This is a genomic window from Xanthomonas campestris pv. badrii, from assembly GCF_012848175.1.
Taxonomy (GTDB): Bacteria; Pseudomonadota; Gammaproteobacteria; order Xanthomonadales; family Xanthomonadaceae; genus Xanthomonas; species Xanthomonas campestris_C.
Genome location: NZ_CP051651.1, coordinates 4,053,722 through 4,078,100, shown reverse-complemented (window position 1 = coordinate 4,078,100; position 24,379 = coordinate 4,053,722). Strand labels below are relative to the sequence as shown.

21 protein-coding genes, 1 other RNA gene and 1 pseudogene are annotated in these 24,379 nt (G+C 66.1%); 10 read left to right on the top strand and 13 right to left on the bottom strand.

The genetic code is table 11. The features are described 5' to 3' along the window. Positions 1 to 4: 4 nt before the first annotated feature. From HG421_RS17385 to HG421_RS17365, 5 genes are all read right to left on the bottom strand, one after another. Positions 5 to 1,339 carry a polysaccharide lyase family 1 protein gene (locus HG421_RS17385; protein WP_169707453.1) on the bottom strand — a complete coding sequence of 445 codons (1,335 nt, stop codon included), beginning with the start codon at positions 1,337 to 1,339 and terminating at the stop codon, positions 5 to 7. A gap of 200 nt (positions 1,340 to 1,539) precedes the next feature. Beyond that, positions 1,540 to 2,055 (bottom strand): hypothetical protein, encoded by a 516-nt coding sequence (locus tag HG421_RS17380; protein WP_169707452.1) that lies wholly within the window; start codon positions 2,053 to 2,055, stop codon positions 1,540 to 1,542. 639 nt (positions 2,056 to 2,694) lie between these two features. Then, positions 2,695 to 3,639, bottom strand: coding sequence for a 2-dehydropantoate 2-reductase (gene panE / locus HG421_RS17375; protein ID WP_211161744.1), 945 nt, complete (start codon positions 3,637 to 3,639; stop codon positions 2,695 to 2,697). Next, the gene (locus HG421_RS17370) at positions 3,639 to 4,451 is read right to left on the bottom strand and encodes an ABC transporter permease (protein ID WP_211161743.1); all 813 of its coding nucleotides are present in this window, start codon (positions 4,449 to 4,451) and stop codon (positions 3,639 to 3,641) included. The genes panE and HG421_RS17370 overlap by 1 nt, the downstream gene beginning before the upstream one ends. Beyond that, positions 4,448 to 5,443, bottom strand: coding sequence for an ABC transporter ATP-binding protein (locus tag HG421_RS17365; protein WP_169707449.1), 996 nt, complete (start codon positions 5,441 to 5,443; stop codon positions 4,448 to 4,450). Before HG421_RS17365 ends, HG421_RS17370 begins: the two co-directional genes overlap by 4 nt. Positions 5,444 to 5,479: 36 nt before the next feature. Between HG421_RS17365 and HG421_RS17360 the strand changes: the two genes are divergently transcribed. Continuing rightward, positions 5,480 to 6,307, top strand: coding sequence for a ferredoxin--NADP reductase (locus tag HG421_RS17360; RefSeq protein WP_169707448.1), 828 nt, complete (start codon positions 5,480 to 5,482; stop codon positions 6,305 to 6,307). 54 nt (positions 6,308 to 6,361) lie between these two features. On the opposite strand, the gene ftrA is transcribed toward HG421_RS17360, so the two are convergent. Next, the gene (gene ftrA, locus HG421_RS17355; RefSeq protein WP_169707447.1) at positions 6,362 to 7,372 is read right to left on the bottom strand and encodes a transcriptional regulator FtrA; all 1,011 of its coding nucleotides are present in this window, start codon (positions 7,370 to 7,372) and stop codon (positions 6,362 to 6,364) included. Positions 7,373 to 7,500: 128 nt separating this feature from the next. Here ftrA and HG421_RS17350 point away from each other — a divergent pair, with 128 nt between their 5' ends. The 3 genes from HG421_RS17350 (at position 7,501) to HG421_RS17340 (ending at position 11,545) form a co-directional block, all read left to right on the top strand. Continuing rightward, entirely contained in the window at positions 7,501 to 7,851 is a 351-nt protein-coding gene (locus HG421_RS17350; RefSeq protein ID WP_169707446.1) for a DUF3088 family protein, read from the top strand. A gap of 45 nt (positions 7,852 to 7,896) precedes the next feature. After that, positions 7,897 to 10,077 carry a TonB-dependent receptor gene (locus tag HG421_RS17345; RefSeq protein ID WP_169707445.1) on the top strand — a complete coding sequence of 727 codons (2,181 nt, stop codon included), beginning with the start codon at positions 7,897 to 7,899 and terminating at the stop codon, positions 10,075 to 10,077. 76 nt (positions 10,078 to 10,153) lie between these two features. After that, a complete protein-coding gene (locus HG421_RS17340) occupies positions 10,154 to 11,545 on the top strand; it encodes a hypothetical protein (protein WP_211161865.1) in 1,392 nt (463 codons plus the stop codon). Positions 11,546 to 11,616: 71 nt separating this feature from the next. Here HG421_RS17340 and dmeF read toward each other — a convergent pair whose 3' ends face one another. Further along, positions 11,617 to 12,624: a CDF family Co(II)/Ni(II) efflux transporter DmeF gene (gene dmeF, locus HG421_RS17335; RefSeq protein WP_169707444.1), complete on the bottom strand. Its 1,008-nt coding sequence runs from the start codon at positions 12,622 to 12,624 to the stop codon at positions 11,617 to 11,619. A 65-nt stretch (positions 12,625 to 12,689) separates the two neighbouring features. On the opposite strand from dmeF, the gene HG421_RS17330 reads away from it, so the two are divergent. Beyond that, on the top strand, positions 12,690 to 12,962 hold the full coding sequence (locus HG421_RS17330) for a metal/formaldehyde-sensitive transcriptional repressor (RefSeq protein WP_169707443.1): 273 nt from the start codon (positions 12,690 to 12,692) through the stop codon (positions 12,960 to 12,962). A 250-nt stretch (positions 12,963 to 13,212) separates the two neighbouring features. Here HG421_RS17330 and HG421_RS17325 read toward each other — a convergent pair whose 3' ends face one another. Then, on the bottom strand, positions 13,213 to 14,775 hold the full coding sequence (locus tag HG421_RS17325; protein WP_169707442.1) for a GH39 family glycosyl hydrolase: 1,563 nt from the start codon (positions 14,773 to 14,775) through the stop codon (positions 13,213 to 13,215). A gap of 270 nt (positions 14,776 to 15,045) precedes the next feature. Between HG421_RS17325 and HG421_RS17320 the strand changes: the two are divergent. The 5 genes and pseudogenes from HG421_RS17320 to HG421_RS17300 form a co-directional block, all read left to right on the top strand. Next, a pseudogene (locus HG421_RS17320) lies at positions 15,046 to 15,384 on the top strand (hypothetical protein); the annotation flags it as partial. Continuing rightward, a complete protein-coding gene (locus tag HG421_RS17315; protein WP_169707441.1) occupies positions 15,381 to 15,581 on the top strand; it encodes a helix-turn-helix transcriptional regulator in 201 nt (66 codons plus the stop codon). The pseudogene HG421_RS17320 and the gene HG421_RS17315, both read left to right, overlap by 4 nt. Before the next feature lie 116 nt (positions 15,582 to 15,697). Further along, positions 15,698 to 17,311, top strand: a complete 1,614-nt coding sequence (locus tag HG421_RS17310; RefSeq protein ID WP_169707440.1) for an alpha/beta fold hydrolase — start codon at positions 15,698 to 15,700, stop codon at positions 17,309 to 17,311. Positions 17,312 to 17,342: 31 nt separating this feature from the next. Beyond that, positions 17,343 to 18,089, top strand: a complete 747-nt coding sequence (locus HG421_RS17305; RefSeq protein WP_169707439.1) for an ATP-binding cassette domain-containing protein — start codon at positions 17,343 to 17,345, stop codon at positions 18,087 to 18,089. After that, positions 18,086 to 19,279: an ABC transporter permease gene (locus HG421_RS17300; RefSeq protein ID WP_169707438.1), complete on the top strand. Its 1,194-nt coding sequence runs from the start codon at positions 18,086 to 18,088 to the stop codon at positions 19,277 to 19,279. The genes HG421_RS17305 and HG421_RS17300 overlap by 4 nt, the downstream gene beginning before the upstream one ends. A gap of 126 nt (positions 19,280 to 19,405) precedes the next feature. On the opposite strand, the gene HG421_RS17295 is transcribed toward HG421_RS17300, so the two are convergent. The 5 genes from HG421_RS17295 to HG421_RS17275 form a co-directional block, all read right to left on the bottom strand. Next, positions 19,406 to 19,481, bottom strand: a non-coding RNA gene (locus HG421_RS17295) — sX9 sRNA. A gap of 339 nt (positions 19,482 to 19,820) precedes the next feature. Continuing rightward, on the bottom strand, positions 19,821 to 20,828 hold the full coding sequence (locus tag HG421_RS17290) for an energy transducer TonB (protein ID WP_169707437.1): 1,008 nt from the start codon (positions 20,826 to 20,828) through the stop codon (positions 19,821 to 19,823). Between the two features lie 134 nt (positions 20,829 to 20,962). Beyond that, positions 20,963 to 22,528, bottom strand: a complete 1,566-nt coding sequence (locus HG421_RS17285; RefSeq protein ID WP_169707436.1) for a tryptophan halogenase family protein — start codon at positions 22,526 to 22,528, stop codon at positions 20,963 to 20,965. A 9-nt stretch (positions 22,529 to 22,537) separates the two neighbouring features. Further along, positions 22,538 to 23,551, bottom strand: a complete 1,014-nt coding sequence (locus HG421_RS17280; protein ID WP_169707435.1) for a cupin-like domain-containing protein — start codon at positions 23,549 to 23,551, stop codon at positions 22,538 to 22,540. Then, the gene (locus HG421_RS17275; RefSeq protein ID WP_169707434.1) at positions 23,541 to 24,242 is read right to left on the bottom strand and encodes a SapC family protein; all 702 of its coding nucleotides are present in this window, start codon (positions 24,240 to 24,242) and stop codon (positions 23,541 to 23,543) included. Before HG421_RS17275 ends, HG421_RS17280 begins: the two co-directional genes overlap by 11 nt. Between the last annotated feature and the right edge of the window lie 137 nt (positions 24,243 to 24,379).

Sequence of the window (24,379 nt, the reverse complement as noted above, 5' to 3'; positions counted from 1 at the left end):
GCTCTTAGTTGATCTTGCCTACCCCCGCGTTCGCGCGCACGGTGGTCGCGGTGCTGGAAGCCGACGCAGGTATCACCAGCGATGCGCTGACCGGGCCGAACCCTGCCAGGGCTTGTTCGTCCAGCGGCCGGGTCTTGCTGCCACTGGCGATCTGGTCATTGGCCACGCATTCTCGACCGAGGTACTGCATGCATAGATCGTTACGCGGATCGCTCATGCCGGCGAAGGGTGCAAACGTATAGCCGGGGCCTGGACTGTGTGGATAGTTATAGACCGGCAGGCTCACCTTGTTGAAGTAATTGCCTTCCAGCAGCAACAGCGCCGTCGAGGTCAACGGCATCGCGGCGCCCTCCTTGGAAAGGTCTTCGAAATAATTGTTGACCATATGCGCCAGCACCGATGCATTGTTCAAGCCGCCGGCATGCGGTCCACGACCGGAGGTGTAATGCACATAATTGCGTGCGACGGTGATGGTGTCGTGCGCGCCCAGGAACAGCCACAACCAGTAATGTCGATCGTCGCAAGTGGAGGAAGTGCTGGTGCGGCCATCGAATTCGTTATTGGACAGGGTCACGTGCGAGGCGCTGCCGAAGCCGGTCACCACCATTTGCCGGCCGATTCGGGCAAAGCGGTTGTGGTCCACCCAGACCCCGTCCGCGTCGTCGATCGCGAGCGCATCGCCGCCCCAGACCACGCTTGGATTGATGTCGGAAATCGTGATGTTCTGGATGATGACGTTGCTGTTGCCGCCACCCACGCGTAACCCGCGCCCGGTGATGGCGCCATCGCTGCCCAGACCGATCAGGGTCTTGTTGGAGCCGATCTGCAGCGGCGTGCGTCCGGCATTGTCGAAACTGACCTGCGCAGCCGTGCGGCCCGCGCAATAGTTGGCGATATTCAAGCCCAGCTGGCTAGTGCCGGTGCTGCACGTGGTGGCCACGCACCCGGTCGTGGTCGTGGTGGGGGACCCATCGCTGATCTGCGAGCCGGTGAAGTCGAAGGTTCTGTCCAGCACGATCACGCGCGCGGTGGTGTCGGTGCACTGGTTGCCCGCGAAGCTGCTGCAGAGCGCTTGCTGCAGTTCCAACAGAGAGGTGGGTCTGACAGCGGGGGCATTGCCGCCACCTGTGACGCCGGCGGCGAAACCGTCTGGGGTGCCGACTGCTTGGGCGCAGGCCTGGTTGGCAAACACAGCGGCCGCCAGCAACAGTGCCGATGAAGCACAACGAAGAGAATGAGAAGGCATGGAGGGCTTTAAGGAAAATCCCCGCCGGGGATATCCAAGCGGGAATAGGTCGATGGAGGAGTCGTTATGTTCAAGTGATGACAGCCTGAACAAGCGGACTCTAGCACCCGAATTGGGCGTATTCAGCCTCTTACGGCGTCGCCGGGGCCACGGCAGAGAATCTGGATGCAGGCAGTTCGCTGCACGCGACAGGGGTGCGTGATCGCGTACATGCGTCGACCCTGGCGCACGGGTTTGTCGAGGGTCTCGCCTGGCAATGCGCGCACCGCCTGCGCAGCTGAGTCCTGAATGTCCTACTCCTGCACCTCGCGGTCTTCGCGTTTGGTTTCTTCCATCGACTCGGGTTCGAGTTCTTCGGCGCTGCGATTGAGCTTGACGAACACGCCCCAGGCGATCAGCAGCAGCGCCGCACACATCCCTACCGCGGCGGCGTATGGCAGCTTGGCCGGGTCGTCGTGCATCAGCTCGAAGATCGACACCAGCGTTTCGATCGCCAGCGCGATCACGATCACCACGAAAAAGCGCGACAGATAACGGCGCACACGGGTGGGTCCGCTGACCTTGACGTCGCGCAGGATCTCTTCTTCGAAGATGGTCTGGCCCAGCTCCAGCGTCACCAGCGCCACGGTGAGCAGGCCGATGGCCTCCAGCACCACATTGAAGCGGTCGCGGACCACCATGCCGCCGCCGGGAGTGAAGCCATGCCACAGCTCCAGTCCGGCCATCGTCACCAAACCCGCCGCGCACAGTGCGAAGAACGCCAGGATCACGAAATGACCGGCGCGGAACAGGTGGCTGAGCAGCTTCATGATGATGACGGCGATGGAGGGATGCAGAGCATCGTGTGCGTGGCGTCGCGGCGGTGCGAAGGCTATACCAAGCAAACACGCCCTCATCCGGCGCGTTGCGCCACCTTCTCCCGCTTGCGGGAGAAGGGGTCTATCGGCTCCCGCATGCGGGAGAAGGATCTACCGGAGCTGGGTGGTGGAATGGCAAGACGGTGGATGTGGCGGCGTGAAGGCGACGGCGAGCGTGCGGGCCCTCATCCGGCGCGTTGCGCCACCTTCTCCCGCTTGCGGGAGAAGAAGTCTGCGGTTAGCAAGCGGCGGAGTGGCCGGGGGGCTGTGGCGGTGCGCAGGCGACGCCAAGCAAGCGCGCCCTCATCCGGCGCTTCGCGCCACCTTCTCCCGCATGCGGGAGAAGGGATCTGCGGGGAGCAAGTGGCGGAGTGGCCAGCAGGTTGCTGTGGCGGTGCGCGGGCGACGCCAAGCAAGCGCGCCCTCATCCGGTGCTTCGCACCACCTTCTCCCGCTTGCGGGGGAAGGGATCTGCCGGTCCAAGCGGCAGGCCGTTCGGCCAGTCTTGCGGCGGTAGCGACCACGTCCTTCTCCCGCTTGCGGGGGAAGGTGCCCGAAGGGCGGATGGGGGCGATGCGCACGCACAGCCGCCTAACGATGCCGCAACACCTGATACGCCTGCAGATGCACGTTGGCGGCCATCAGCAGTGGCGCGTTGCGCCCGGTCTCGCGCACGCGCGCCAGCATGTCGCCGACGATTTGCGCCGCTTCCACGTCCTGGCCGACTTCCAGGTCGCGCAGCATCGAGGCCTTGAGCGGCGAATCCACCTGCAACAGCGTCTGCAATGCTTTTGCACGCGCGGGTTCGGGGATCGGCTGGCCGGCCGCATCGGCCGCCCACAGGCATTCGTTGTACAGGCCGTTGATCAGGGCGCGGCCGTCATCGGTGGCCACGATTGCCCCGACCGGTGCGCGCATCAGGCAGGTGGCCGCGGCCAGCGCGGTGAGGAAGCTGTACTTGTTCCACTGCTCCTGCGCGATCTGGGGACTGGCCACGTGGTCGATGCCAGCCTGCGTGCAGGCGGCGGCGAAGGCCTGCACCCGCGCAGACGCCGCACTGCCATCGCGCTCGCCGAAGGTGATCGCCGCCGGCTTGCCCAGGTGCACGATCTCGCCGTGTTCACCCTTGGTCGCACTGATGAAGCACAGCCCGCCCAGCACGCGTGCGGCGCCGAAGCGTGCGTCCAGGGCCGCGTAATGGCGCAGCCCGTTGAGGATCGGCAGTACCGTGGTGTGCTCGCCCACCGCCGGCGCAATCGCCTCGATGGCGCTGTCCAGGTCGTAGGCCTTGCAGCTGAGCATCACCAGGTCGAATGGCTGTTGCGCCACCAGCGCCGGCAAGTCTTGCGCGGTCACCTGCGCCACCGGCATCTGTGCATCGCCCAGCGGGCTGCGGATGCGCAAGCCCTCTGCCTGCAACTGCGCCGCGCGTGCATCGCGTACCAGGAAGGTGACGTCCACACCGGCCTGCGCCAGCCGCCCGCCGAAATAACCGCCGGTGCCGCCGGCGCCCAGGATGAGGATGCGCATGGCCATCAACCCCGCAACCCCACGCCACGCCGCAGCAGCCACAGCGCCAGCGCGCTGAGCACCGCGACAAAGCCCAGCATCAGTGCGTAGGCCACCCAGATCGGCACGTCGGAGCTGCCGAGCAGGCCGTAGCGGAAGGCGTTGACCATGTAGAAGATCGGGTTGGCATGGGTAGCCGCCTCGGCCCAGCCGGGCAGCAATTTGACCGAATAGAACACGCCGCCCAGGTAGGTCAGCGGGGTCAGGATGAAGGTGGGCACGATCGCCACGTCGTCGAACTTCTTGGCGTACACCGCGTTGACGAAGCCGGCCAGCGAGAAGATGGTCGCGCCCAGCAGCACCGTGGTCAGCGTGACGATCGGATGCGGGATGCGCACCGGGGTGAAGAACATCGCGATGATCAGCACGATCGCGCCCACCATCACGCCGCGCAGCACCGCGCCGGACACATAGCCCCACAGGATCACCCAGTTGGGCATCGGGCTGACCAGCAGCTCTTCCACATGGCGGCCGAACTTGGCGCCGAAGAAGCTGGAGGAGATGTTGCCGTAGCTGTTCTGGATCACGCTCATCATCACCAGGCCCGGCACGATGAACTGCATGTAGCTGTAGCCACCCATGTCGCCCACGCGCGAGCCGATCAGCCCGCCGAAGATCAAAAAGTACAGCGTCATGGTGATGGCCGGCGGCACCAGGGTCTGGCCCCAGATGCGCAGGATGCGCTGCACTTCGCGGCGCACGATGGTGCCCAGCGCGATCCAGTTGCGCTGGCGGGGTGTTGCGGACGTGGCGGACATCGACGGCTCCGAGGGACTCATGGGTGACCTGCCGGGCGCGCGGGCGCCGCTGCAGCAGGGGCCGGGGCGGCAGGACTCTCGCCGGGCCCGGTCAGGCGAACGAACAATTCTTCCAGCCGGTTGCTCTTGGTGCGCATCGAGCGCACCCGGATGCCGGCATCGCCCAGCGCGGCGAACACGCGGTTGAGGTCCATCGCGCGCGGCATGTCCAGATCCAGCGTGTGGCCGTCGATGGCGGTGAGCGTGGTGCCTTCGATCGCCGGCAGCTGGGCGGGCAGTTCACCGTCGATGTCGAACAGGAAGCCTTCCACGTCGAGCTTGGCCAGCAGCTCGCGCATCGGCCCCTGGGTGACGATCTGGCCGTGGTTGATGATGGCCAGGTTGCGGCACAGGTGCTCGGCTTCTTCCAGGTAATGGGTGGTCAAGATAATTGTGGTGCCGGCAGCGTTGATGTCCTTGAGCACGCGCCACATGTCGCGGCGGATCTCGATATCCACACCGGCGGTGGGTTCGTCCAGGATCAGCAGGCGCGGCTGGGTCATCATGGCGCGGGCGATCATCAGCCGACGCTTCATGCCGCCGGACAGCGTGCGGCTCATCACCTGGGCCTTTTCCCACAGATGCGCGCGGCGCAGTTCCACTTCGGCCAGGGCCTGCGCCTGGCTGCGCGGCATGCCGTAGAAACCGGCGTAATTGACCAGGATGTCGAAGGGTTTTTCGAACAGGTTGAAGTTGATTTCCTGCGGCACCAGGCCGATCAGGCGCATCGTCTCGCTGCGATGGGAGACCAGGTCGGTGCCGAACACTTCCACCTGCCCGCCGGACAGGTTCACCAGCGAGCTGATGATGCCGATCAGGGTCGATTTGCCGGCACCGTTGGGGCCGAGCAGGGCGAAGAAGTCGCCGGGCACCACGTCCAGCGACACGCCCTTGAGCGCCTGGGTGCCGTTGTCGTAGGTCTTGCGCAGGTCGCACACGCGCAGGGCGGGCGTACCGGGAGATGGGGAATTCAAGCAGGATCCTTCGCGCCAGGGTCACGGCGCAGCGAGTTGCAGCCCGTTATTATAGAAGCCCGTGGGGGCTTGCCCCGATCACAGACTGTCCCAAATACGTTCGTGCCCGTTCAATTCCCCCTCAAGCTTGTCGACCGGCGCATGCTTGCGCCCACCGTGGCCCACTGCCAGTTCGTGCGTGATGACGGACAGCCGCTGGATTTCCAGCCCGGGCAGTTCATCCAGATCCATTTCGCCGCTGCCGATGGCACGCCAACCAAGCGCAGCTATTCGCTGGCGACCATCCACGACCACGCGCTGGGACCGGGCGAGGCGGTGGACATCGCGGTGAGCTTCGTGCCCGGCGGCTCGGCCACGGCGCTGTTCGAAGGCCTGCAGATCGGCGACCCGCTACAGGCCAGTGGCCCGTATGGCCGCTTCTGCCTGCAGGCAGGCGACCAGAACCGGCGCTACCTGCTGATCGCCACCGGAACCGGCGTCACCCCGTACCGCTCGATGCTGCCGTTGCTGGCCGAGGCAATCGCCACCCGCGGTGTGCAGGTGGTGTTGCTGCAGGGCACGCGTACCCCGGCCGAGCTGCTGTACGGCGAGGATTTCCGGGCGTTCGCCGATGCGCACCCACAGTTCCGCTATGTGCCGTGCTTCTCGCGCGAGTTGCCTGCCCAGCCGCATGCCGATGTGCGCCACGGCTATGTGCAACAGCATCTGGCCGAGTTCGCGCCGGCGGCCGATGGCGATATCGCCTACCTGTGCGGCAACCCGGACATGGTGGACACCTGTGCCGAGGCATTGAAGGCCGCCGGCCTGCCCAATGCGCAGATCCGTCGCGAAAAATACGTCAGCTCCGCGCCACCCAAGGTGTGAGACGCTGCGCGCGCGCGGTGGCCGCTCCTTGCTGCGCTCGATGATTGCATGCGCTCAGGGCGCCTCGCCGGCGCCGCGATGCCCGGCGAATACACGCCGGTATTGCGTTGGCGATAACGCAAGCGCACGTCGGAAGTGATGCCGTAGCGTTTCGGTCGACCCGAAGCCGCAGCGCGTTGCGATCTGCTCGATGTCGGCGCCGGAGGTTTCCAGCATCTCGCGCGCCCGGTTGAGGCGCTCGTTGACGATCCACTTGCCCGGCGACATGCCGGTGGTGGCCTGAAACCGCCTCAGGAAGGTCCTGCGGCTCATGCCGGCGGCGTCGGCCAGGGCATCGACGCTGTGATTGGCGGTGAGATCCTGCGCGATGCGGTCCAGCAGCGGCCCAAGCCGGGCGCTTTCGTGGATCGGCGGCACCGGCCGGTCGATGAACTGGGCCTGCCCGCCGTCGCGGTGTACCGGCATCACCAGCCGTTTGGCGACCTGGTTGGCCACCGCCGGGCCGAAGTCGGCGCGCACGATATGCAGGCATAGATCGATGCCGGCGGCACTGCCGGCCGAGGTCAGGATGTCGCCCTCATCGACGTAGAGCACGCCTGGCTCGACGGTGATCTGCGGGTAATGGTTGGCCAGCATCTCGGCGTTGCGCCAGTGCGTGGTGGCCCTGCGTCCGTGCAACAGACCGGCCTGGGCCAGCACGAAGGCGCCGGCGCAGATCGACACGATCCGTGTCTTTCGCTTGTGCGCACGTTGCAACGCCTTGATCAGCGCACCCGGTGCCGGCGTACTGGTATCCCTCCAGCTGGGAACGATGATGGTGTGTGCAGCGTCGAGAAGATCCAGTCCGCCGTCCACCTCCAGGCGAAGCCCACCCAGCGCGCGCAGCGGGCCGGGCTCGGCCGCTGCAATGGCGAACCGGTACCAGCCCGGGCCCACTTCCGGGCGCGGCAATCCGAAGATTTCGGTGGTGATGCCGAATTCGAACAAGCCCAGCTGGTCGTACGCCACCACCACCACCAGTGGCGGTAACCCATCGCGACGTGCGCGGCGTCTGGAAGTTGGCATGAAATGACCGATAGATGGCGTTTACGCCACTTTCACCCATCGCCTGCTGCTGCGCAACATGGGCACATGGTCTTTGTCATGCGAACTGAGCCATTGGCCGGTTTGCACCTTCCCCTGGAGAGCGATCGGTGAGTAACCCGTTGATGTGCGACACCTTATTCCTGGCCGAGGCCGCATTTACGGTCGATGGCGATGGCCCCTTCTACTGCGGTGACTGCATTGCCATCGAAGGCTTGCTCAGCCTCGCCCCGGCCATTGCCGATGGGCTGGAGATCCGGCGGCTGGCGTTCCCGCGGCCCAGGCAGGTGCTGGTCGATCTGCTGGGCGAGCAGCACCAGTCGCTGCCGGTGCTGGTGCTGGCCGCCGCCGATGCCGCGGCGGCCGCCAGCAAACCGGTTGGGCACTACCGCGTGATCGACGACGAGGCCGCCATCCGCGCCTACCTCTCGCAGCGTTTCGGCGTTGCGCGGCAACGCTGAGACGCGCGCGCCGGCCCTCCCCACCTGCCTATCTGGAGAATGCGCATGACGTGCACGCAAGCCACGCTGCTGTCCTTGTCAATCGCCGCTGCACTGGGCTGTATCGGTACCGCACGCGCGCAGCAGGCAGAGACAACGCAAGCCACGCAGGCGACCACGCTGGACCAGGTGGTGGTGAGCGGGCGCCTGCGTTCGCTGGAGCAGTTCACCCCAACCGGCAGCCGGCTCAATCTGTCTGCACGTGAGACCCCGGGGACGCTGGATGCGATCAACGCGGCTGCGATCGACGCGCGCGGCCTGCGCAGCGTGGAAAAGGCCGCCGAGAGCCTGCCGGGCATCAACACCGGCGGCTCGCCGGGAAATCCGGCGACGTTCTCGATGCGCGGCTTCACCGACGGGCAGATCACCATCTTGCACAACGGCCTGTATCTGGGGCCGTCGAACATGACCAACCGGCCGCAGAACACCTTCAACCTGCAATCGGTCGAAGTGTTGAAAGGCCCGGCGTCGGTGATCTACGGCCAGGGGGCGGTGGGCGGCGCGGTCAACGTGACCAACAAGGCGCCGACCTTCGGGCCCGCGCAATACGAAGCGCTGCTGGGCGCGTCCAGCTACGGCGGCCGGGTGTTCGGCGTCGGTGCCGGTGGCGGCATCAACGACGACTGGGCGTACCGCGCCGACATCAGCCGGGTGTCTTCCGATGGCTATGTGCACGGCGCCGATTCCAGCGCGCTCAATGCCACCGTGTCGCTGCTCTGGCATCCGCGCGAAGACATCAGTGCGCAATTTTCGCTGGATTACGCAAAGGACCAGCCGTCGACCTACTTCGGCACACCGCTGGTGCCGGCCGATGTGGCGCGCAACCCCATCAACGGCATCCTGCGCGCGCCCAACGGCGAGGTCGTCGATGGCGCCACCCGCCGCAACAACTACAACGTGGCCGATGCCAGCATCGACTCGCGTCAGGTGTGGCCGCAGGCGTATCTGAAGTGGAAGGTCTCCGACGCCGTCACCTTGCAGAACATGGCCTACTACTTTCATGCCGATCGGCGTTGGCTGAACTCGGAGAGTTACAGCTACAACGCGCAGACGAACCTGATCGACCGCGATCGCTTCTTCGTGTATCACGATCAGGCGCTATGGGGGAATCAGACCAGCGCGACCTTCGACCACCGCATTGCAGGTTTGAACAATCGCCTGGTGGTGGGCCTGGATTACAGCCGCCTGGATTTCGTCAGGAACCGCGGTTTCCCCGATGGCGATAGCGTGGCGTTGGACACGCGGGACCCAACCGGCACGTTCGGCGAGCGGGTGCGGCGGCGCAGCCCCACCACCTGGACCAATGCCGCGCTGTTCTTCGAAGACGCATTGGACGTCACCGACAAGGCCAAGCTGGTGCTCGGCGGGCGCTACGAATACCTGGATCTGGACCGCAAGAATTTCGGCCCGGATGGCGAGTTTCAGCCAGCATCGAGTTTCTCGCGCACCTACCGCCCGGCCAATGGCCGCGTTGGTCTGGTCTATGCGCTCACCCCGGCCATCACCCCTTATGCGTCCTACACCACCGCCACCGATCCGGCTGGCTCCAATATCTTCATCGTCAATGCGGGACAGGATTTTGCATTGAGCAAATCGCGGCAGGCGGAAGTAGGCATCAAGGCGGCCATGGCCGATCAACGCCTGAGCGGTACGCTGGCGGTGTACGACATCAAGCGCAACAACATCCTGGCGCTGACGGCGCAGGATGCGCTCAGCAACATCGGCCGGCAGACCTCGCGCGGGTTCGAACTCAGCATCGATGCGCAGCTCACATCGCAGTGGAGTGCCAATGCCAATTACGCCTACGTCGATGCCGAGTACGCGCAGTTCATCGACAGCAACAGCGGCCTGGATGCCTCGGGCAACCGCCCGACCAATGTCCCCAAGTCGGTGTTCAATGCCTGGACCAGCGTGAGAAACGTTGCCGGTTTGCCGTTGGAATTGGGTGCCTCGGTGCGCCATGTCGGAACGCGCTATGGAAACCTCGCCAACACGCTGCGCCTGGAGTCGTACACCTTGACCAGTGCGTACGCCACCTACGATGTGAGTTCGGAGGTCTCGCTGTCGCTGCACGCGGACAATCTGTTCAACACCAACTACGTGCAGTGGGCAGACGTGTTCTATCCCGGGCAGGTCATTCTGGGCCTGCCGCGGACAGTGGAGCTGAGCCTGCATGCACGCTTCTAACCGGGTGGCACGGCCCAGGCCGAAGATGTTCTGGGTCGCCTGGTTGCATCGCTGGACCGGTGTGGCGTTCTGCCTGATGTTTGCGGTGTGGTTTGCCAGCGGGCTGGTGCTGGTGTTCGTGCCGTTCCCGGCGTTGAGCCCGCAACAGCGCTGGAGCGCGGCCGAACCGATCGATCTGGGCAGGCTGGCGATTGCGCCTGCGCAGGCCTTGCGCCAGGTACGCAACGCCACCACGCTGCGGCTGGTGTCCCTCGGCGGACGCCCCGGGTATGTGGTCGGTAACGCGACCACCACGACCACGGTCGATGGCATCGATGGTCGCGTGCGCGGTATGCTCAGCGCCAAGGCGGCCGGCGCGATCGCCGCCGGTTTCGGCCATGCCGGCGTGCAGCGACTGGATGGCCCGCTGGACTACGACCAATGGGTGGTGCATCAGAAGTTCGATCCGTGGCGGCCGTTGTACCGTGCGGCGCTGGAAGACGACCTGGGCACGGTGCTGTACGTGTCGGCGCGCACCGGTGAAGTGGTGCAGCGCACGCGCGCGAACGAGCGCGCGTGGAACTGGGTCGGCTCGATTCCGCACTGGCTGTATTTCACCCAGCTCCGGCGCAGTTTCACCGCGTGGGACCGTACCGTGTGGTGGCTGGCGTTGGCGGCGCTGTGCAGTGCCAGCGCCGGCACGCTGCTCGGGGTCTACCGCACCCGGCAACGCATGCGCAGCCCCAAGCCGGCGTGGTCCGGTTTCCGCGGCTGGCTGCGCTGGCACCACGGGCTGGGCCTGGTTGCCGCGGTGTTCGTGCTGGGCTGGATCTTCAGCGGCTGGCTGTCGATGGATCACGGCAGGCTGTTTTCCAGGGGCATTCCCGAGCCGGCCCAGGTTGCGCGTTATTCCGGGGCGCCGTTAGCGGTTGCCTTTGCCGGCATTGATGTCGATGCGCTGCGCTGCCTGTCGGGCGCCACACAGATCGACTTCACCGCGGTCGGCGGCCGCCCCGTTGCCGTGGCACGCGGGCCTGCAGGCACCGCAGTGAGCGAGGGGGTGTCCGGTCGCATCACCGGCACCCGGCTGTCGCCTGCGACGATCCGGCAAGCGGCTGCGCGCGCATGGGCGCTGGACCCGGTGCCGGCCGCACCGGGCAGTGGCGAGGCCTTGTATCGCCAGGCCGACGCGATTGCGGCCGATGCGGTGCGGCTGACGGTGGCATCGCCTGCGCGCAGCGCGCTGTATTTCGACGCCGCCAGCGGTGCACCGTTGTTGGCGCTCGATGCCAGCCGCCGCACCTATGCCTGGCTGTATCTGGCCATCCATACCACCAACTTTCCGCTGCTGCAGTCGCATCCGCTGATCAGACGCGGTGTGCAGATCGTGCCGCTGCTATTGGGCTTGGCATTCTCGCTCACCGGTGTCGTGCTTGGGGTGCGGCGACTGCTGCTGAGCCTGCGCAAGATCGGGCCGGCGGCGCCGTGATGGGCGCCGTGTCAGCGATCCACTGAAGTTGCGCGGCAAAACCAACGCGCAATGGAGCAGGCGCCGTACAGCTAGGCCGCCGCGCGTAGCGTCGGTGGGCGCCGTAGCTCGACGGTGACATGCACCAGTTCCTCGTGGATCTGCAATGCGTTGCGCACCAGTTCCGCATCGATCTGCGCCGCAGTCACCAGGCAGAGCACGCATGCGTAGCGATCGCTGCCGACGCGCCAGACATGCAGGTCGGCGATGTCGATGGCATGCCCAAGCTCGGCGATGACCTGCTTCACCTCGGCCACCACCGGCGCGTCCATTTCCGCATCCAGCAGCACGCGGCCGGTGCTGCGCAGCAGCCCCCAGGCCCAGACGGTGACCAGCACCGCGCCAACGATGCCCATGATGGGATCCAGCCAGGTCACGCCCCAGTGCATGCCGGCCACCAGCGCCACAATCGCAAGCACCGACGTTGCGGCATCGGCCACCACGTGCAGATGCGCGGCACGCAGATTGAGGTCGCTGTGCGCGTCGTGGCGATGACCATGACCATGATGGTCGTGCGGGTGCGAATGGCCATGACTGCCATGCCCATGCCCGTGTTGATGGCCGTGCGCGTGGCCATGCCCATGCGAATCGCGCAGCCACCAGGCGCACATCAGGTTCACCAGCAGGCCGATCACCGCGATGACGGTGGCTTCCTGATACTGGATGGGCCGCGGCGAGAACAGCCGTTCCACCGACTGGAACGCCATCAGCCCGGCCACGCCCAACAACAGCAGCGCGCTGGTGTAGCCGCCCAGCACTTCCACCTTCCAGGTGCCGAAGGTGAAGCGCGCATCGGTGGCATGGCGGCGCGCGAAGCGGTAGGCGAACAAGGCCAGGCCCAGCGCCAGCGCGTGCGAGCTCATGTGCCAGCCATCGGCAAGCAGGGCCATGGAGTTGAGGGTCCAGCCGCCCACGATCTCCACCACCATCATGATCACGGTCAGCAGCACCGCCTTGCGGGTACTGCGCTCGGCCAGCGGGTTGGCGCTGGCAAAGGTATGCGACTGCGGGCAATGCGGCGCGACGGGCATGGTCGACATGGGCGATGGCTCTGGCTAAGGTACCCCCACAGGGTATCCTAAATACCCCTGGGGGGTATACATCGATGGCACATCTCAATCAGGACAAATCCAAACTGCTCGCGCGCGTGCGCAGGATCCGCGGGCAGGTGGAAGGACTGGAAAAGGCCCTGGCCCAGGACGTGGAGTGCACGGCGTTGCTGACCCAGGTGGCCGCCTTCCGCGGGGCGGCGCAGGGCTTGATGGTGGAATTGCTCAGCGAGCACCTGAAACACCACGTGGCCACGCCGCAGGCGCTGGCCGACCGCGAGCTGGCCGTGGACGATATCGCGGCCATCCTCAAGACCTACCTCAAGTAGGCCGCCGTGCGGGAATGCGCGGGCGCGGGTGCGCCTGTCGCCGCGGCCTGCTGTCCCACGCGGGCTGGCCGACGAGATGCCTGCGCGGCCGTCAGGCCGGTGGCCTGTATGCGGAAGCGTCAAGCCACCCCGGCAGACATCCCGGTTCCGAAGGTGCCGCCACACCACATGACGACTGCGCGCGACGCGGTGTGAGCGGCGATGACGCCCACGCCGCCAACCCACGGCGTGACGACGGCGGTCGCCTCGCTCAGCGTGCCGTCGGTTCCAGCGTCACCAGCACCACATCGTTGCTGCGCATCGGCACGCTGACCTCCACCACGCCATCGGCGCCCACCCGCACGCGTTTGTCCTGCTCGGGCGTATCGCGCGTGGCCTGCTGCAGCTGGGTCAGCTGTTTTGCGTTCAATGCCTTGGGCAGGCCCATGTCGATGTACAGCGACAGCGGGTCGTTGCGCCGGTAGCCGGTCTTGCGCACCTGCAAGGTGTAGTTGCCGGCGGGCACCTGGGTCATGCGCAGCTGCAGCGGCGCGCTGTCGGTGGCCGGCACCTGCCTGGTATAGAACGGCGTATTGCTCACTGCCTGCACCGGCTGCTGCCAATCCCATACCAGCGCAGCCAGACGCTTGCCGTCCAGTGCGGCCAGCGCATGCGCATCGGCGAGCGGAATCTCGCGGCCCTTGAGCGCATTCAAGTATTTGTAGGCAAACCAGGCCGGCTTGCGGATGCCTTCGCGATTCATCAGGCCGAAACCCCCATGGAACGGCGTGGGCGGCGGACCGGGTTCTTCGAACAGATCGGTGTAGGTCCAGTAGCTCATGCCTTGCACCATGCCCTGCACCTGCTTGAGCTTGGTCAGGATGTAGGGCGCGCTGATATAGCTGTCGTGGACGTAATCGCGTGGGGTGTAACTGGCGCTCCACTCGGTGAAGTACAGCGGCAGCTGCGGATACGGCGATGCCTTGATCTGTGCGTGGACGCGGCGCACGTCGCCAACGATGGCATCCGGGGACGCAGACAGTTTGACGTCCTGCTTGCCGTCTTCATCCAGAAAGCCGCCGTCCACGCCATAGGTATGCGTGGTGACGAAATCGATCGGCAGCTTGTTCTTCGCCACGAAGGCCAGCAGCTCCGGCACCCAGTCCGCACCGGCGGTGGACGGGCCGCCGACGCGTAGCTGCGGATCGATCGCCTTGATGGTGCGCGCGGTGTTCGCGTACAGGTCGAAGTAGGCCTGCTGGTCGGCGTTCTCCCAGAAATCCTTCAGGTTGGGCTCGTTCCACACTTCGAAATACCACTGCCGCACTTCCTCGGCACCGTAGCGCGCACGGATATGCTGGATGAAGGCGTTGATCAGCTGCGTCCACTTGGCCGGATCCGGGTGCGAGGTGTTGCCCTTCCAGTAGAACAAGGTTTGTTCGGAGGTCTTCATCGCATTCGGGGTGAAGCCCAGTTCGACGAACGGGCGGATGCGCTTGGCCAGCAGCGCATCGTAGAGCTGGTCCAGCTTGGTCCAGTCGTAGACGAGCTTGCCATCGACCTCCTTCACCGTGCCGAGCGCGTCGTGGAAGACGTCATGGAAGCGGATGTAGCGAAACCCCAGCTCCTGCACCGCCGGCACCAGATGCGCCTGGGTGTCGGGGCGGATCAAGGTGCCGGGAAAGTCCGAGCCGACCGACAGATCATAGAAGCGGTCCACCGGCGCGCCGGCCGTGGCCAGATCCAGCTGGATCGTGCGCGGGCCCTTGCCTTGCGCCATTGCAGAGCTCGCCATGCAGCCCAGTGCTGCTGCCAATAAAACAGTAAACCGCATCATCGCTCCCGCTGAAGGTTGGGCATGCAGCCTAACGCAGGTTGCGTGTCGCACTGCAGCGGTGAGCCACAAACGCGGCCGCACAGTCGCCAGGGTGCGGTTGACCTGGTCATCTCGCATGTAAAGGGTGCTTGACAGGCAGGTCCAACGAGCGCATCGTGCCTGTCAAGCGTACTTGACAGGATCGGCGAGATGCAGCGGCAGCAAGTGCAAATGGAATGTCGGCACCAGGCTTCGCTGGTGGCGATTGCAGTGACTGCCGGGCGCTCATACGTGGTGGTGATGCTGTTCTGGCGCTATCTGCTTACGCATGTCAATCCGGACTGGGCGCGGGTACTGATCGCATTGCTACCGGCAGTGCTGGTCGTGCTGGTCATTCGTGCGGTGGCACGTTTTGTGCGTGATTCGGATGAAATGCAACGGCGTATCGAGCTGGAAGCGATCGCCATCGCTGCCGGCCTGGTCAGTGGTGCGTATATGACCGCCGGGTTCCTGCAGGCTGCGCAGCTGATCGACATCCCGGCAAGCGCGGCGATGCTGTGGGTGTTCCCGCTGCTGTGCGCCATCTACGGCATCAGCAAAGTCATCAACGCGCGTCGTTTTGAATGAATAGTCGCGTGCGCGAGTTACGCGAGTCCAATGGCTGGTCGCAGGGCGAGCTGGCAGAGCAGCTGGGTGTCTCGCGGCAGACCGTCAATGCGCTGGAAACCGGAAAATACGATCCCAGCCTGCCGCTGGCGTTCCGTATCGCACGGTTGTTTGGGGAATCGATCGAGCACGTCTTTCTCTACGAAGACGGGCATTAGAGCGTGTTATGCACTTTGAGATTCGCACTCACCTCAAAGTACATAACACGCTGTAGTTGCTGCGGTCACGTGTGGCCGCATGCAACGTCAGGGGACAGGGACTACCAGGAGATAGGATGACGATGGTCAAGCAATCCATAGTGGTGGCGGCAGTGCTGATCGCACTGCTGGCAGCCGGATGCCAGCGCGCTGCAGCACCCGCTGCAGCACCCGCTGCAGAACGGGACGCTGCCGGGAAAACCGCCGCAGCCACGCCGGGCAACACCGCCCAGCAGCCGGCTGCGACAACGCCGCCCGGCAGCACCGCAGGCAGTCGTTACGGCACACTGCAGTTCACTCCGTGCACGCTGAGCTCTGGCGGCGCCGCAGGCAATATCGAAGCGCAGTGCGCCAGTCTGCGCGTACCGGAAAATCCGGCCGCACCGAGCGGGCGCAGCATTGCGTTGAAGATCGCCTGGCTGGAAAGCGACGCTGGTGCCGGTAGCGCGCCGGACCCGGTGTTCTTCATTGCCGGTGGGCCGGGGCAGTCGGCGACCGAGGTCGCGGCCATCGTGGACATGGGGCTGCATGAGGTGCGCAAGCAGCGCGACATTTTTCTGGTCGATCAGCGCGGTACCGGTGGTTCGCACCCGCTGGAATGTCGCGATGCGGCCGGCAAGCCGCTGGATCTGGAAAACGGCAGCGCGGCCAGCGCCGAGCAATTGACCGACTATGCGCGCAGGTGCGCCGAGGGCTTGCGCAACGATGCCGACCCGCGCTACTTCACCACCAGCCAAGCCATCGGCGATCTGGACGCGGTACGCGCCGCATTGGGCGTGCAAACGCTGAACCTGATCGGTGCCTCGTACGGCACGCGTGTGGCGCAGCACTATGCCGCGCGCTACCCGCAGCACACCCGCACCGTGGTGATCGATGGCGTGGCGCCGAACGATCTGGTGATCGGCGGCGAGTTCGCACGCACCTTCGAAGATGCGATCGCGCTGCAGTCTGCGCAATGCCGTCAACAACCAGCCTGCGCCAAGCGCTTTCCGGTGGATACCGCCACGCAGTTGCGGCAGGTGGTCGAGCGGTTGCGGCAGGCACCGGTGGCGGTGGAGTATCGCGACCCGCGCACGGGCGCCTTGCGCAACGAGCAGGTCACTGCCGACACCGTCGTGGGCCTGGCGTTCGGATTCTCGTATGCGCCGGAAACCGCCTCGCTGTTGCCGCTGGTGCTGGATGAAGCTGCCGCAGGCCGCTACGCCTCGTTGATGGCGTTGGCGCAGATGAGCGCATCGGGCATGTCCGATCAGATGAATCGCCTGATGCAATGGTCGGTGTTGTGCAGCGAAGATGCCGGGCGGTATCACGTGCCCGCACAGAAGGACACCACACTGCTGGGCAACGAGGTGGCAGAGATGTTCTTCGCACCATGCAAGGTGTGGCCATCGACGCCGGCACCGGCCGCTGCGAGCGCGCCATTCCGTTCGACGCTGCCGGTGCTGCTGCTGTCCGGGCAGCTTGATCCGGTGACACCGCCACGCTACGCCGAGCGGGTATTGCAAGGGCTGCCCAATGGCCGCCACGTGATTGCGCCCGGGCAGGGGCATGGCGTGTTCCGGTTGGGTTGCATGCCCAAGGTGCTGAGCCAGTTCCTGCAGACGGCCGATGCCAAGGCGCTGGATACCCGCTGCGTGGCCAGCCTCAACACCGTGCCTGCCTTCACCTCGTTCAACGGATGGGAACCATGAGCCGCATCGACCGCGCCACGGAGGCGCTCGCATGATCGTCGTCGATACCCTGCACAAGTCGTTCAAGACCAAGACCGGGCTGGTGAAAGCCGTCGATGGGGTCAGTTTCAGCGCCGCCGATGGCCAGATCACCGGGCTGCTCGGGCCTAACGGCGCCGGCAAGACCACCACCTTGCGCATGCTCTACACGCTGATGTCGCCCGACCAGGGGCGTGTCACCGTCGATGGCGTGGATGCCGCCCGCGACCCGGTGACGGTGCGCCGCGCGCTGGGCGTGTTGCCGGATGCGCGCGGTGTCTACAAGCGGCTGACCGCACGCGAGAACATCGCCTACTTCGGCCAGTTGCATGGCCTGTCGCGCACGCAGATCGTGCAGCGCACGCGCCTGCTGTCGAAGGCGTTGGACATGGACGACATCCTCGACCGCCAGACCGAAGGCTTCAGCCAGGGCCAGCGCACCAAGACCGCGATTGCGCGGGCCTTGGTGCACGACCCGCGCAACGTGATTCTGGACGAACCCACCAACGGGCTGGATGTGATGACCACCCGCGCCATGCGCGGCTTCCTGCAGCAACTGCGTGCCGAAGGGCGCTGCGTGATCTTCTCCAGCCACATCATGCAGGAGGTGGCCGCGTTGTGCGATCGCATCGTCATCGTCGCCAAGGGCACGGTGGTGGCATCGGGCAGCGCCGACGAACTGCGTGCCGCCACCGGGGAAGACAATCTGGAAGACGCCTTCGTCAAGGCGATCGGCTCGGACGAGGGACTGCACGCATGAGCACCCCATCATTGTTGTCCACGCTATGGACCGTGTTGCGCAAGGAACTGCGCGACATCTCACGCGACCGTCGCACCCTGGCATTGGCGTTGCTGTTGTCGCCGTTGCTGTACCCGATCCTGATCCTGGGCATGGGCGCCCTGAGCGAAAGCCGCGTGCGCACGCAGATCGACAAGCCGCTGGACATCCCCACGCTCGGTCGCGCCAACGCACCGAATCTGGTGCGGTTTCTGGCCGCGCAAGGGCTCAACGCAGTGGACGCGCCCGCCGATCTGACCGCTGCAATCCGCACACAGGATGTGGATGTGGCATTGCGCATCAGCGACAGCTACGCGCAGGATTGGCGCGAAGGCCGCCCGGCGTTGGTGGAGATCATCAAGGACAGCACCCGCCGCGAGGCCGACGTGCCCAGCATGCGCCTGCAGGCCGCACTCAGCGGTTATAGCCAGCAGGTCGGTGCATTGCGCTTGCTGGCGCGCGGTATCGATGCGCAGGTGAGCCGGCCTTTGGAAATCGCTGCGCAGGACCTGGCCACCGCCGAAGCCAAGCGCGGCCAGATGATGGCGATGCTGTTGCCGGTACTGTTGGTGATTACCTCGTTCCTGGGCGGCGCCTCGCTGATCCTGGACGCCACTGCCGGCGAGCGCGAACGCCAGTCGCTGGAGCCCTTGCTGGCCACGCCCGCGCCACGCAGCGCGATCGTCAGCGGCAAGATCGCGGCGGCCTGCGTGATCGGCATGGTGTCGTTGTTGCTCACCTTGCTGGCATTCAAGTTGAGCGCGCAGCTGTCCACCTCGAATCTGGGGCGCCAGCTCAACGTCGGCTTCGTGCCGATGCTGCAGATGCTGTTCATCCTGGTGCCGATGTTGTTCGTCGGCACCTCGCTGCTGACCTATCTGGCCGCTGCGGCCAAGAGCATGAAGGAAGCACAGGCGCACATGACCTGGCTGCTGCTGCTGCCGATGCTGCCCGGTTACGCGTTGATGGCGTATCCGCTGAAGACGCAGCTATGGCATTTCGCGGTGCCGTTCCTGGCGCAGAACCAGATGCTGCTCAAGGTGATCCGCCACGAGACCATCGATGCGCAGACCTGGGCGGTGTATCTGTTGGCGGGCTTTGGCCTGGCCGCGCTGCTGTGGTATGCGGCGGTGCGCCGGTATCACCAGGAGCGCCTGGCCATTTCCGGGTGATGTGTCCTTCTCCCGCCGGGAGAAGGTGGCGCGCAGCGCCGGATGAGGGTACGGATTGCCAATACGAATGCACGGTGACGCATGTTGATGTTGAATGACTGAGCGTCCTTGTTGTCTGCTTGGAGCGGCTGACGAAACGTAGCGAGCGGTCGGCAGGTGGGTGCGGACGCCGCGGAGGAACCGCAGTGTACGAGTGGTACATGCCGATTCCGAGCACCGACCGCGCCCGCCTGGCGGCCGCGCAGTAGTTTTGCTAGCTGCTCTTAGTGCGTGACGTCCACTTGGTCGCCGTACCCTCACCCCAACCCCTCTCCCGCAGGAGAGGGGCTTTAATCCTTCTCCCCTCGGGAGAAGGTGCCCGAAGGGCGGATGAGGGTACGGATGGCCAGCCACCAAAAAAACCGCATCGCTGCGGGCTTTTTGGTGGGCGCCTGGTAGTTGCCAGAAGTGCAGTGCATCAATTGTCAGCAACTATCAACCATCAACAACCAACGCACCAACTCAGCCGCGTGCAGAGCCGCGCAATCGCCCAGCCACCCACTCAGCCACCCGGGTTGAACGACAGCGTGCGGCGGGTGGTCACCGGTGCGGCCACCGGTTCGAAGCGCCAGCGCTTCACGGCGTTGAGCGCTTCGCGGTCGAACACGCGCGGCGGGTTGGCGCGCAGCACGCGCGAGGCGGTGATCGAGCCGTCGGTGCCGACGGTGAGTTCCACCAGCACTTCGCCGGAGGTGCCGGCGCGCAGCGCTTCGGGCGGGTAACGCGGTGCCGGGGTGCTGATCGGGCGCAGCGATTGCGCCGTCGGTGCAGCGGCCGCAGCCGCCGGTGTGGGGCGCGGTGCGGCGGGCGCCGGCGTTGCCGGTTCGGCAGGCCGTTTGGCCGCGGCTTGGCGCTCGGCTTCGGCCGCCTGCTGGCGTGCGGCTTCCTGCTGGGCGGCAATCTGCTGGGCAGCGGCAGCTTCGCGGGTCTGCTGTTCGGCCAGGCGCTTCTGCTCTGCGGCCTGCTTGGCCTTGTCCTCGGCCAGCTTCTTGGCCTGCTCGGCATCCTGTTCGGAGCGGCTGGCAGCGGTCTTCATGGCCGTCTCCAGGCCGCTCTTCAGGCGCGGCAGTGCCGGTGCCTTGGGGTCGACCTTTTCGATCAGCGCAATCAGCCGCTGCGCCTCGGGAAATTCTTCGCGGCTGATGCCCTGTTCGGCGGCGATCAGGGTGTACGGCAGCAGGTCGGTCAGTGCGCTGTTGACGGTGGCGTCCTGCGGCTGCTTCTCGCGCAGCGCCAGGTAGTACTCCACTGCGTTGTCGCCGGCCGGGGCGTACATGCGGTTGTCCTGCAGCGCCTTGGTGGCCGATTCGCGCAACTGCTCGGTGGCCATCGACTGCACCTGCGGCGACACCGCGGTGGCCGGCGTCGGCGCCTGCGTGGTCGGCGTGGTGCCGGCAGCTGGCGTGGTGGTGGCGGCCTTGTCTTCCTGCTTGGAGCAGGCAGCCAGGCCAACCAGCAAAATGACCGGCGCGATCCGGCGTGCCATACGGCCCTGTGTCAGATCCAACATGCGTCCCCCTTACCCCGAGTGCGAAAGATACGTTGCGGCGAGCGCCGGCCATTGTTCCCGCAATGGGCGGCAATGCCGCAATCTAGCATTGCTGGGGCGGTGTAAGCCAAGGGTTGCGCATGCCGGATGCGAATTCATCGTGCCGGGGGCGCCAGTGCGGCGTCGGCCGGCACCCGGACGGGGAGGCCGGGCAGCGGGGCGGCCGGGCAATGGTGTCGCAAAAAGTCCGCATGCGGCGGCAGCCTGGCCACGGTGGCGTCCACGCGCTGGCGGATGCCCTCCAGAAACTGGCTCAGCTCCGCATCGCCCATCAGGTCGGCCACCGGGTGGTGCTGGCGGGGCGTGATGCCCTGGCCCAGCATCACCTGCACCCACGAATTCTCCGCAAACAACTCGTTGCCGCGATGGAACACCCGCCCGCTCTCCTGGAACAGCGCAATGCGGTGGCGCAGCGAGTCGGGGATGTCCATGGCGGCGCAGTCGCGCCAGAACGGCGTGTCGCGGCGATCGGTGGCGTGGTAGTGCAGGATCACGAAATCGCGGATGTGGGCGATCTCATCGGCGGCCTGGCGGTTGTATTCGGCGATGTCCACCGGGTGGATGACCTGCGGAAAGGTCTGCAGCAGGCGCACGATGCCGCGCTGGATCAGGTGGATGTTGGTGGACTCGATCGGCTCCAGGAAGCCGCTGGCCAGCCCCAGCGCCACGCAGTTCTTTTCCCACACGCGGTGGCGCTGGTTGGGGGTGAAGCGCAGCGGCCGCGGTTCGGTGAGCGCGCGCCCGGTGAGGTTGCGTTCCAGCACCGCACGGGCGCCATCCTGGTCCATGTAGCGGCTGGAATAGACGATGCCGTTGCCCACCCGGTGCTGTAGCGGAATGCGCCACATCCAGCCCGACTGGTCGGCGCGCGCGCGGGTGTAGGTCACCGGTGGCCCCACCGACTCGGTCTGCACGGCCAGCGCGCTGTCGGCGAACAGCCACTGCGACCAGTCCTCGCTGCCCACGCCCAGCGTCTTGCCGATCAGCAAGCCGGCAAAGCCGGTGCAGTCGATGAACAGATCGCCTTCCACGCGGGTACCGTTGTGCAGGGTCAGCGCGGTGAGGAAGCCGCTCTCCGGGTCGGTCTCGACCTGGCCGATGCGCCCCTCGATGCGCTGTACGCCGAAGCCTTCGCTGAAGCGGCGCAGGAAACGCGCGTACAGGCCGGCATCCAGATGGTAGGCGTAGTTCATGCCACCGCTGGGCAGGTGTGCAAACCGCCCTTCCTGGGTGGCGCGCAGTTCCAGGCAGTAGTCGCCGAAGTCGCGCGCCACCCCACGCTGCTGGCCCTTCAGCCAGAAGTGGTGGAAGCCTGCGCTCCAGTGATCGGTGCCGGTATGGCCGAAGGAGTGGATGTAGTGCCTGTCCACATCGCGCCAGTGCTCGAAGGCGATGCCGAGCTTGAAGGTGGCCTGGGTGGCGGCCATGAAGGCCGCCTCGTCGATCTCCAGCAGGCGGTGGAAGGTGACCAGGCTGGGGATGGTGGCTTCGCCCACGCCCACGGTGCCGATCTCGTCCGATTCCACCAGGGTGATCTGCAGCTGCCGGCCAAGCAGCTTGGACAGGGCGGCCGCGGCCATCCAGCCGGCGGTGCCGCCACCGGCGATGACCACGCGCCGCACCGGGCGCTGGCGTGGATCGGAAGCGGGGGCAGGGTCCATCGGCAATCCTCAGCGATTCAAACGTTGCAGCAGCCGGGCGCGCAGGGTGCGGGCGCGGGTGTCGTCCATCGGCGCGAGCACGCCGCGTGCGGCCTCGGGCACGTGTGCGGCGGTGTGCGCATCCGGCTCGAACACGTAATGGCGGAACACTTCCTGCCAGGTGGCGCGCTGCTCGGGCGGCAGGTCGCGCACGGTGAGCAGCGCCAGCATCAGCGCGTTCATCGGCGAATCCATGTAGGCCGGGCTCTGCCGCCACCAGAAATTCACCAGCACGTTGAAGCCGTCCAGCGCCTGGACGTGATGCCACCACATGCTGGGAATGAACAGCGCATCGCCCGGCTCCAGTTCGGCCACCACCGCGTGCTCCAGCGCCTGGGCATAGCGCGGAAAGCGCTGCAGGTCCGGCGCGGTGATGTCCACCAGGCTGATCGGCTGCCCGGCCGGGGTGAGATCCAGCGGGCCGATGTAGAGGTTGCCCAGCTGGTCCGGCGGAAACAGGGTGAAGCGGCGGCGGCCGGCGACCACGCAGGCCAGGTTGTCCGGCAGGTCCTGGTGGGCGGCGATGCGGGTGCGGTTGCCGATCCAGATGCTGCCCAGCGGGGCGGCCTGCGGCAGTGCGATCGGGTTGGCGGCACGCAGGCCTGGCAGGTAGGTGTCCAGCGTGGTGGAGCCGACATAGATCGCCGGTGGCTGGGCGTTGCCCAGGTCGCGCAGCAGCGTGTCCAGCACCACGCCCAGCGGCACGCGCTCGGGGCGGAAATTGAATCCGCTCAGGTCCGCGTTGTAGAAGAAGCGCCCGCCGATCTCCGGCGGCCCGACCTGCGCCACCACCGCCTCGCCGCGGTCGAAACCGCGCAGGTACGCGGCGGCGGCCTGCGCGGACTGCGCGCCGGCGCGCGCCAGCGGCCAGTTGCGCACCAACCCGCGCAGCACCAGCGGCGTGGTCGAGCGCAGCAGCGTCGGATCCAGCTGCTGCGCAGCCAGGCCATGGCGTTCGTCGATGGCGCGCGGCTCAGCCGGCATGGCGGCGGTTGAGGCGTTCGAGCAGGTGACGGAATTGCGCGATCGAGGCCACTGCCATGTACAGCGGTTCCAGGTCGCCGTGGCGGTGCAGGTCCAGCAAGGCGGTATTGCCGAGCGTGCGCAGGCGTTCTTCGTGCACGGTGTGCAGGCCGGCCAGGCGGCAGTCCAGGCCATTGTCCAGGGTGGCTTCGAACACGAACGGTTCCAGCAACTCATAACGCAGCAGGCGTTCGACGAAGGCATCGCTGGCCGCCAGCCCGTCGTGCAGCGTGCGCAGCAATTGGCTGATGTGATACAGGAAATCGGTGGTGCCGCCATGTTCGCGGAACAGCAGTTCGCCGTCCTGGGTGCTCACGCGCGGGCTGTCCAGATCCACGTGCACCATCGGCCCTTCCGGTTGCTGGCCGATCAGGAACGGTTGGCGCTGGATCGCCAGCGGAATATACGGTGCATCCCAGCGCGCGCCATCCAGGAACAGGTTTTCGCCCAGGCGCAGGCCCAGCAAGGCCAGCGGCTGGAACCGCCCGCTGTCGCTGCGGTGGAACACGATCGGGTACTGGCCCTGCAGCTGGCGGAATTCCTGCGGAAACGTCGCCGCCGACATCACGTCGTCGCCATAGGCGGCGCCGCGGGCGGTGATCACGCGCAGATCGCGGTGATCGAGATTGTTCAACAACACGGCATTGGTCATGGGGGTCGCTATATCACGCGGGGGCGCGTGGCCCATGCTTGGACATTCCCCATCGCGCGGCAAGTGCCGGCTGCGCCGCATCCGGGCACTGCGCGTGAGGGTTGCAGCAGCGTCCCGGCAGCGCTGCCGCCGGGACG

Coding starts and splice junctions, on each gene's coding strand:
- HG421_RS17285 (WP_169707436.1), bottom strand. CDS start 22,528: ATGGACCCTGCCCCCGCTTCCGATCCACGCCAGCGCCCGGTGCGGCGC.
- HG421_RS17380 (WP_169707452.1), bottom strand. CDS start 2,055: ATGAAGCTGCTCAGCCACCTGTTCCGCGCCGGTCATTTCGTGATCCTG.
- HG421_RS17325 (WP_169707442.1), bottom strand. CDS start 14,775: ATGCGGTTTACTGTTTTATTGGCAGCAGCACTGGGCTGCATGGCGAGC.
- panE (WP_211161744.1), bottom strand. CDS start 3,639: ATGGCCATGCGCATCCTCATCCTGGGCGCCGGCGGCACCGGCGGTTAT.
- HG421_RS17310 (WP_169707440.1), top strand. CDS start 15,698: ATGACGATGGTCAAGCAATCCATAGTGGTGGCGGCAGTGCTGATCGCA.
- HG421_RS17290 (WP_169707437.1), bottom strand. CDS start 20,828: ATGTTGGATCTGACACAGGGCCGTATGGCACGCCGGATCGCGCCGGTC.
- HG421_RS17340 (WP_211161865.1), top strand. CDS start 10,154: ATGTTTGCGGTGTGGTTTGCCAGCGGGCTGGTGCTGGTGTTCGTGCCG.
- ftrA (WP_169707447.1), bottom strand. CDS start 7,372: ATGCCAACTTCCAGACGCCGCGCACGTCGCGATGGGTTACCGCCACTG.
- HG421_RS17280 (WP_169707435.1), bottom strand. CDS start 23,551: ATGCCGGCTGAGCCGCGCGCCATCGACGAACGCCATGGCCTGGCTGCG.
- HG421_RS17370 (WP_211161743.1), bottom strand. CDS start 4,451: ATGAGTCCCTCGGAGCCGTCGATGTCCGCCACGTCCGCAACACCCCGC.
- dmeF (WP_169707444.1), bottom strand. CDS start 12,624: ATGTCGACCATGCCCGTCGCGCCGCATTGCCCGCAGTCGCATACCTTT.
- HG421_RS17315 (WP_169707441.1), top strand. CDS start 15,381: ATGAATAGTCGCGTGCGCGAGTTACGCGAGTCCAATGGCTGGTCGCAG.
- HG421_RS17330 (WP_169707443.1), top strand. CDS start 12,690: ATGGCACATCTCAATCAGGACAAATCCAAACTGCTCGCGCGCGTGCGC.
- HG421_RS17345 (WP_169707445.1), top strand. CDS start 7,897: ATGACGTGCACGCAAGCCACGCTGCTGTCCTTGTCAATCGCCGCTGCA.
- HG421_RS17300 (WP_169707438.1), top strand. CDS start 18,086: ATGAGCACCCCATCATTGTTGTCCACGCTATGGACCGTGTTGCGCAAG.
- HG421_RS17275 (WP_169707434.1), bottom strand. CDS start 24,242: ATGACCAATGCCGTGTTGTTGAACAATCTCGATCACCGCGATCTGCGC.
- HG421_RS17305 (WP_169707439.1), top strand. CDS start 17,343: ATGATCGTCGTCGATACCCTGCACAAGTCGTTCAAGACCAAGACCGGG.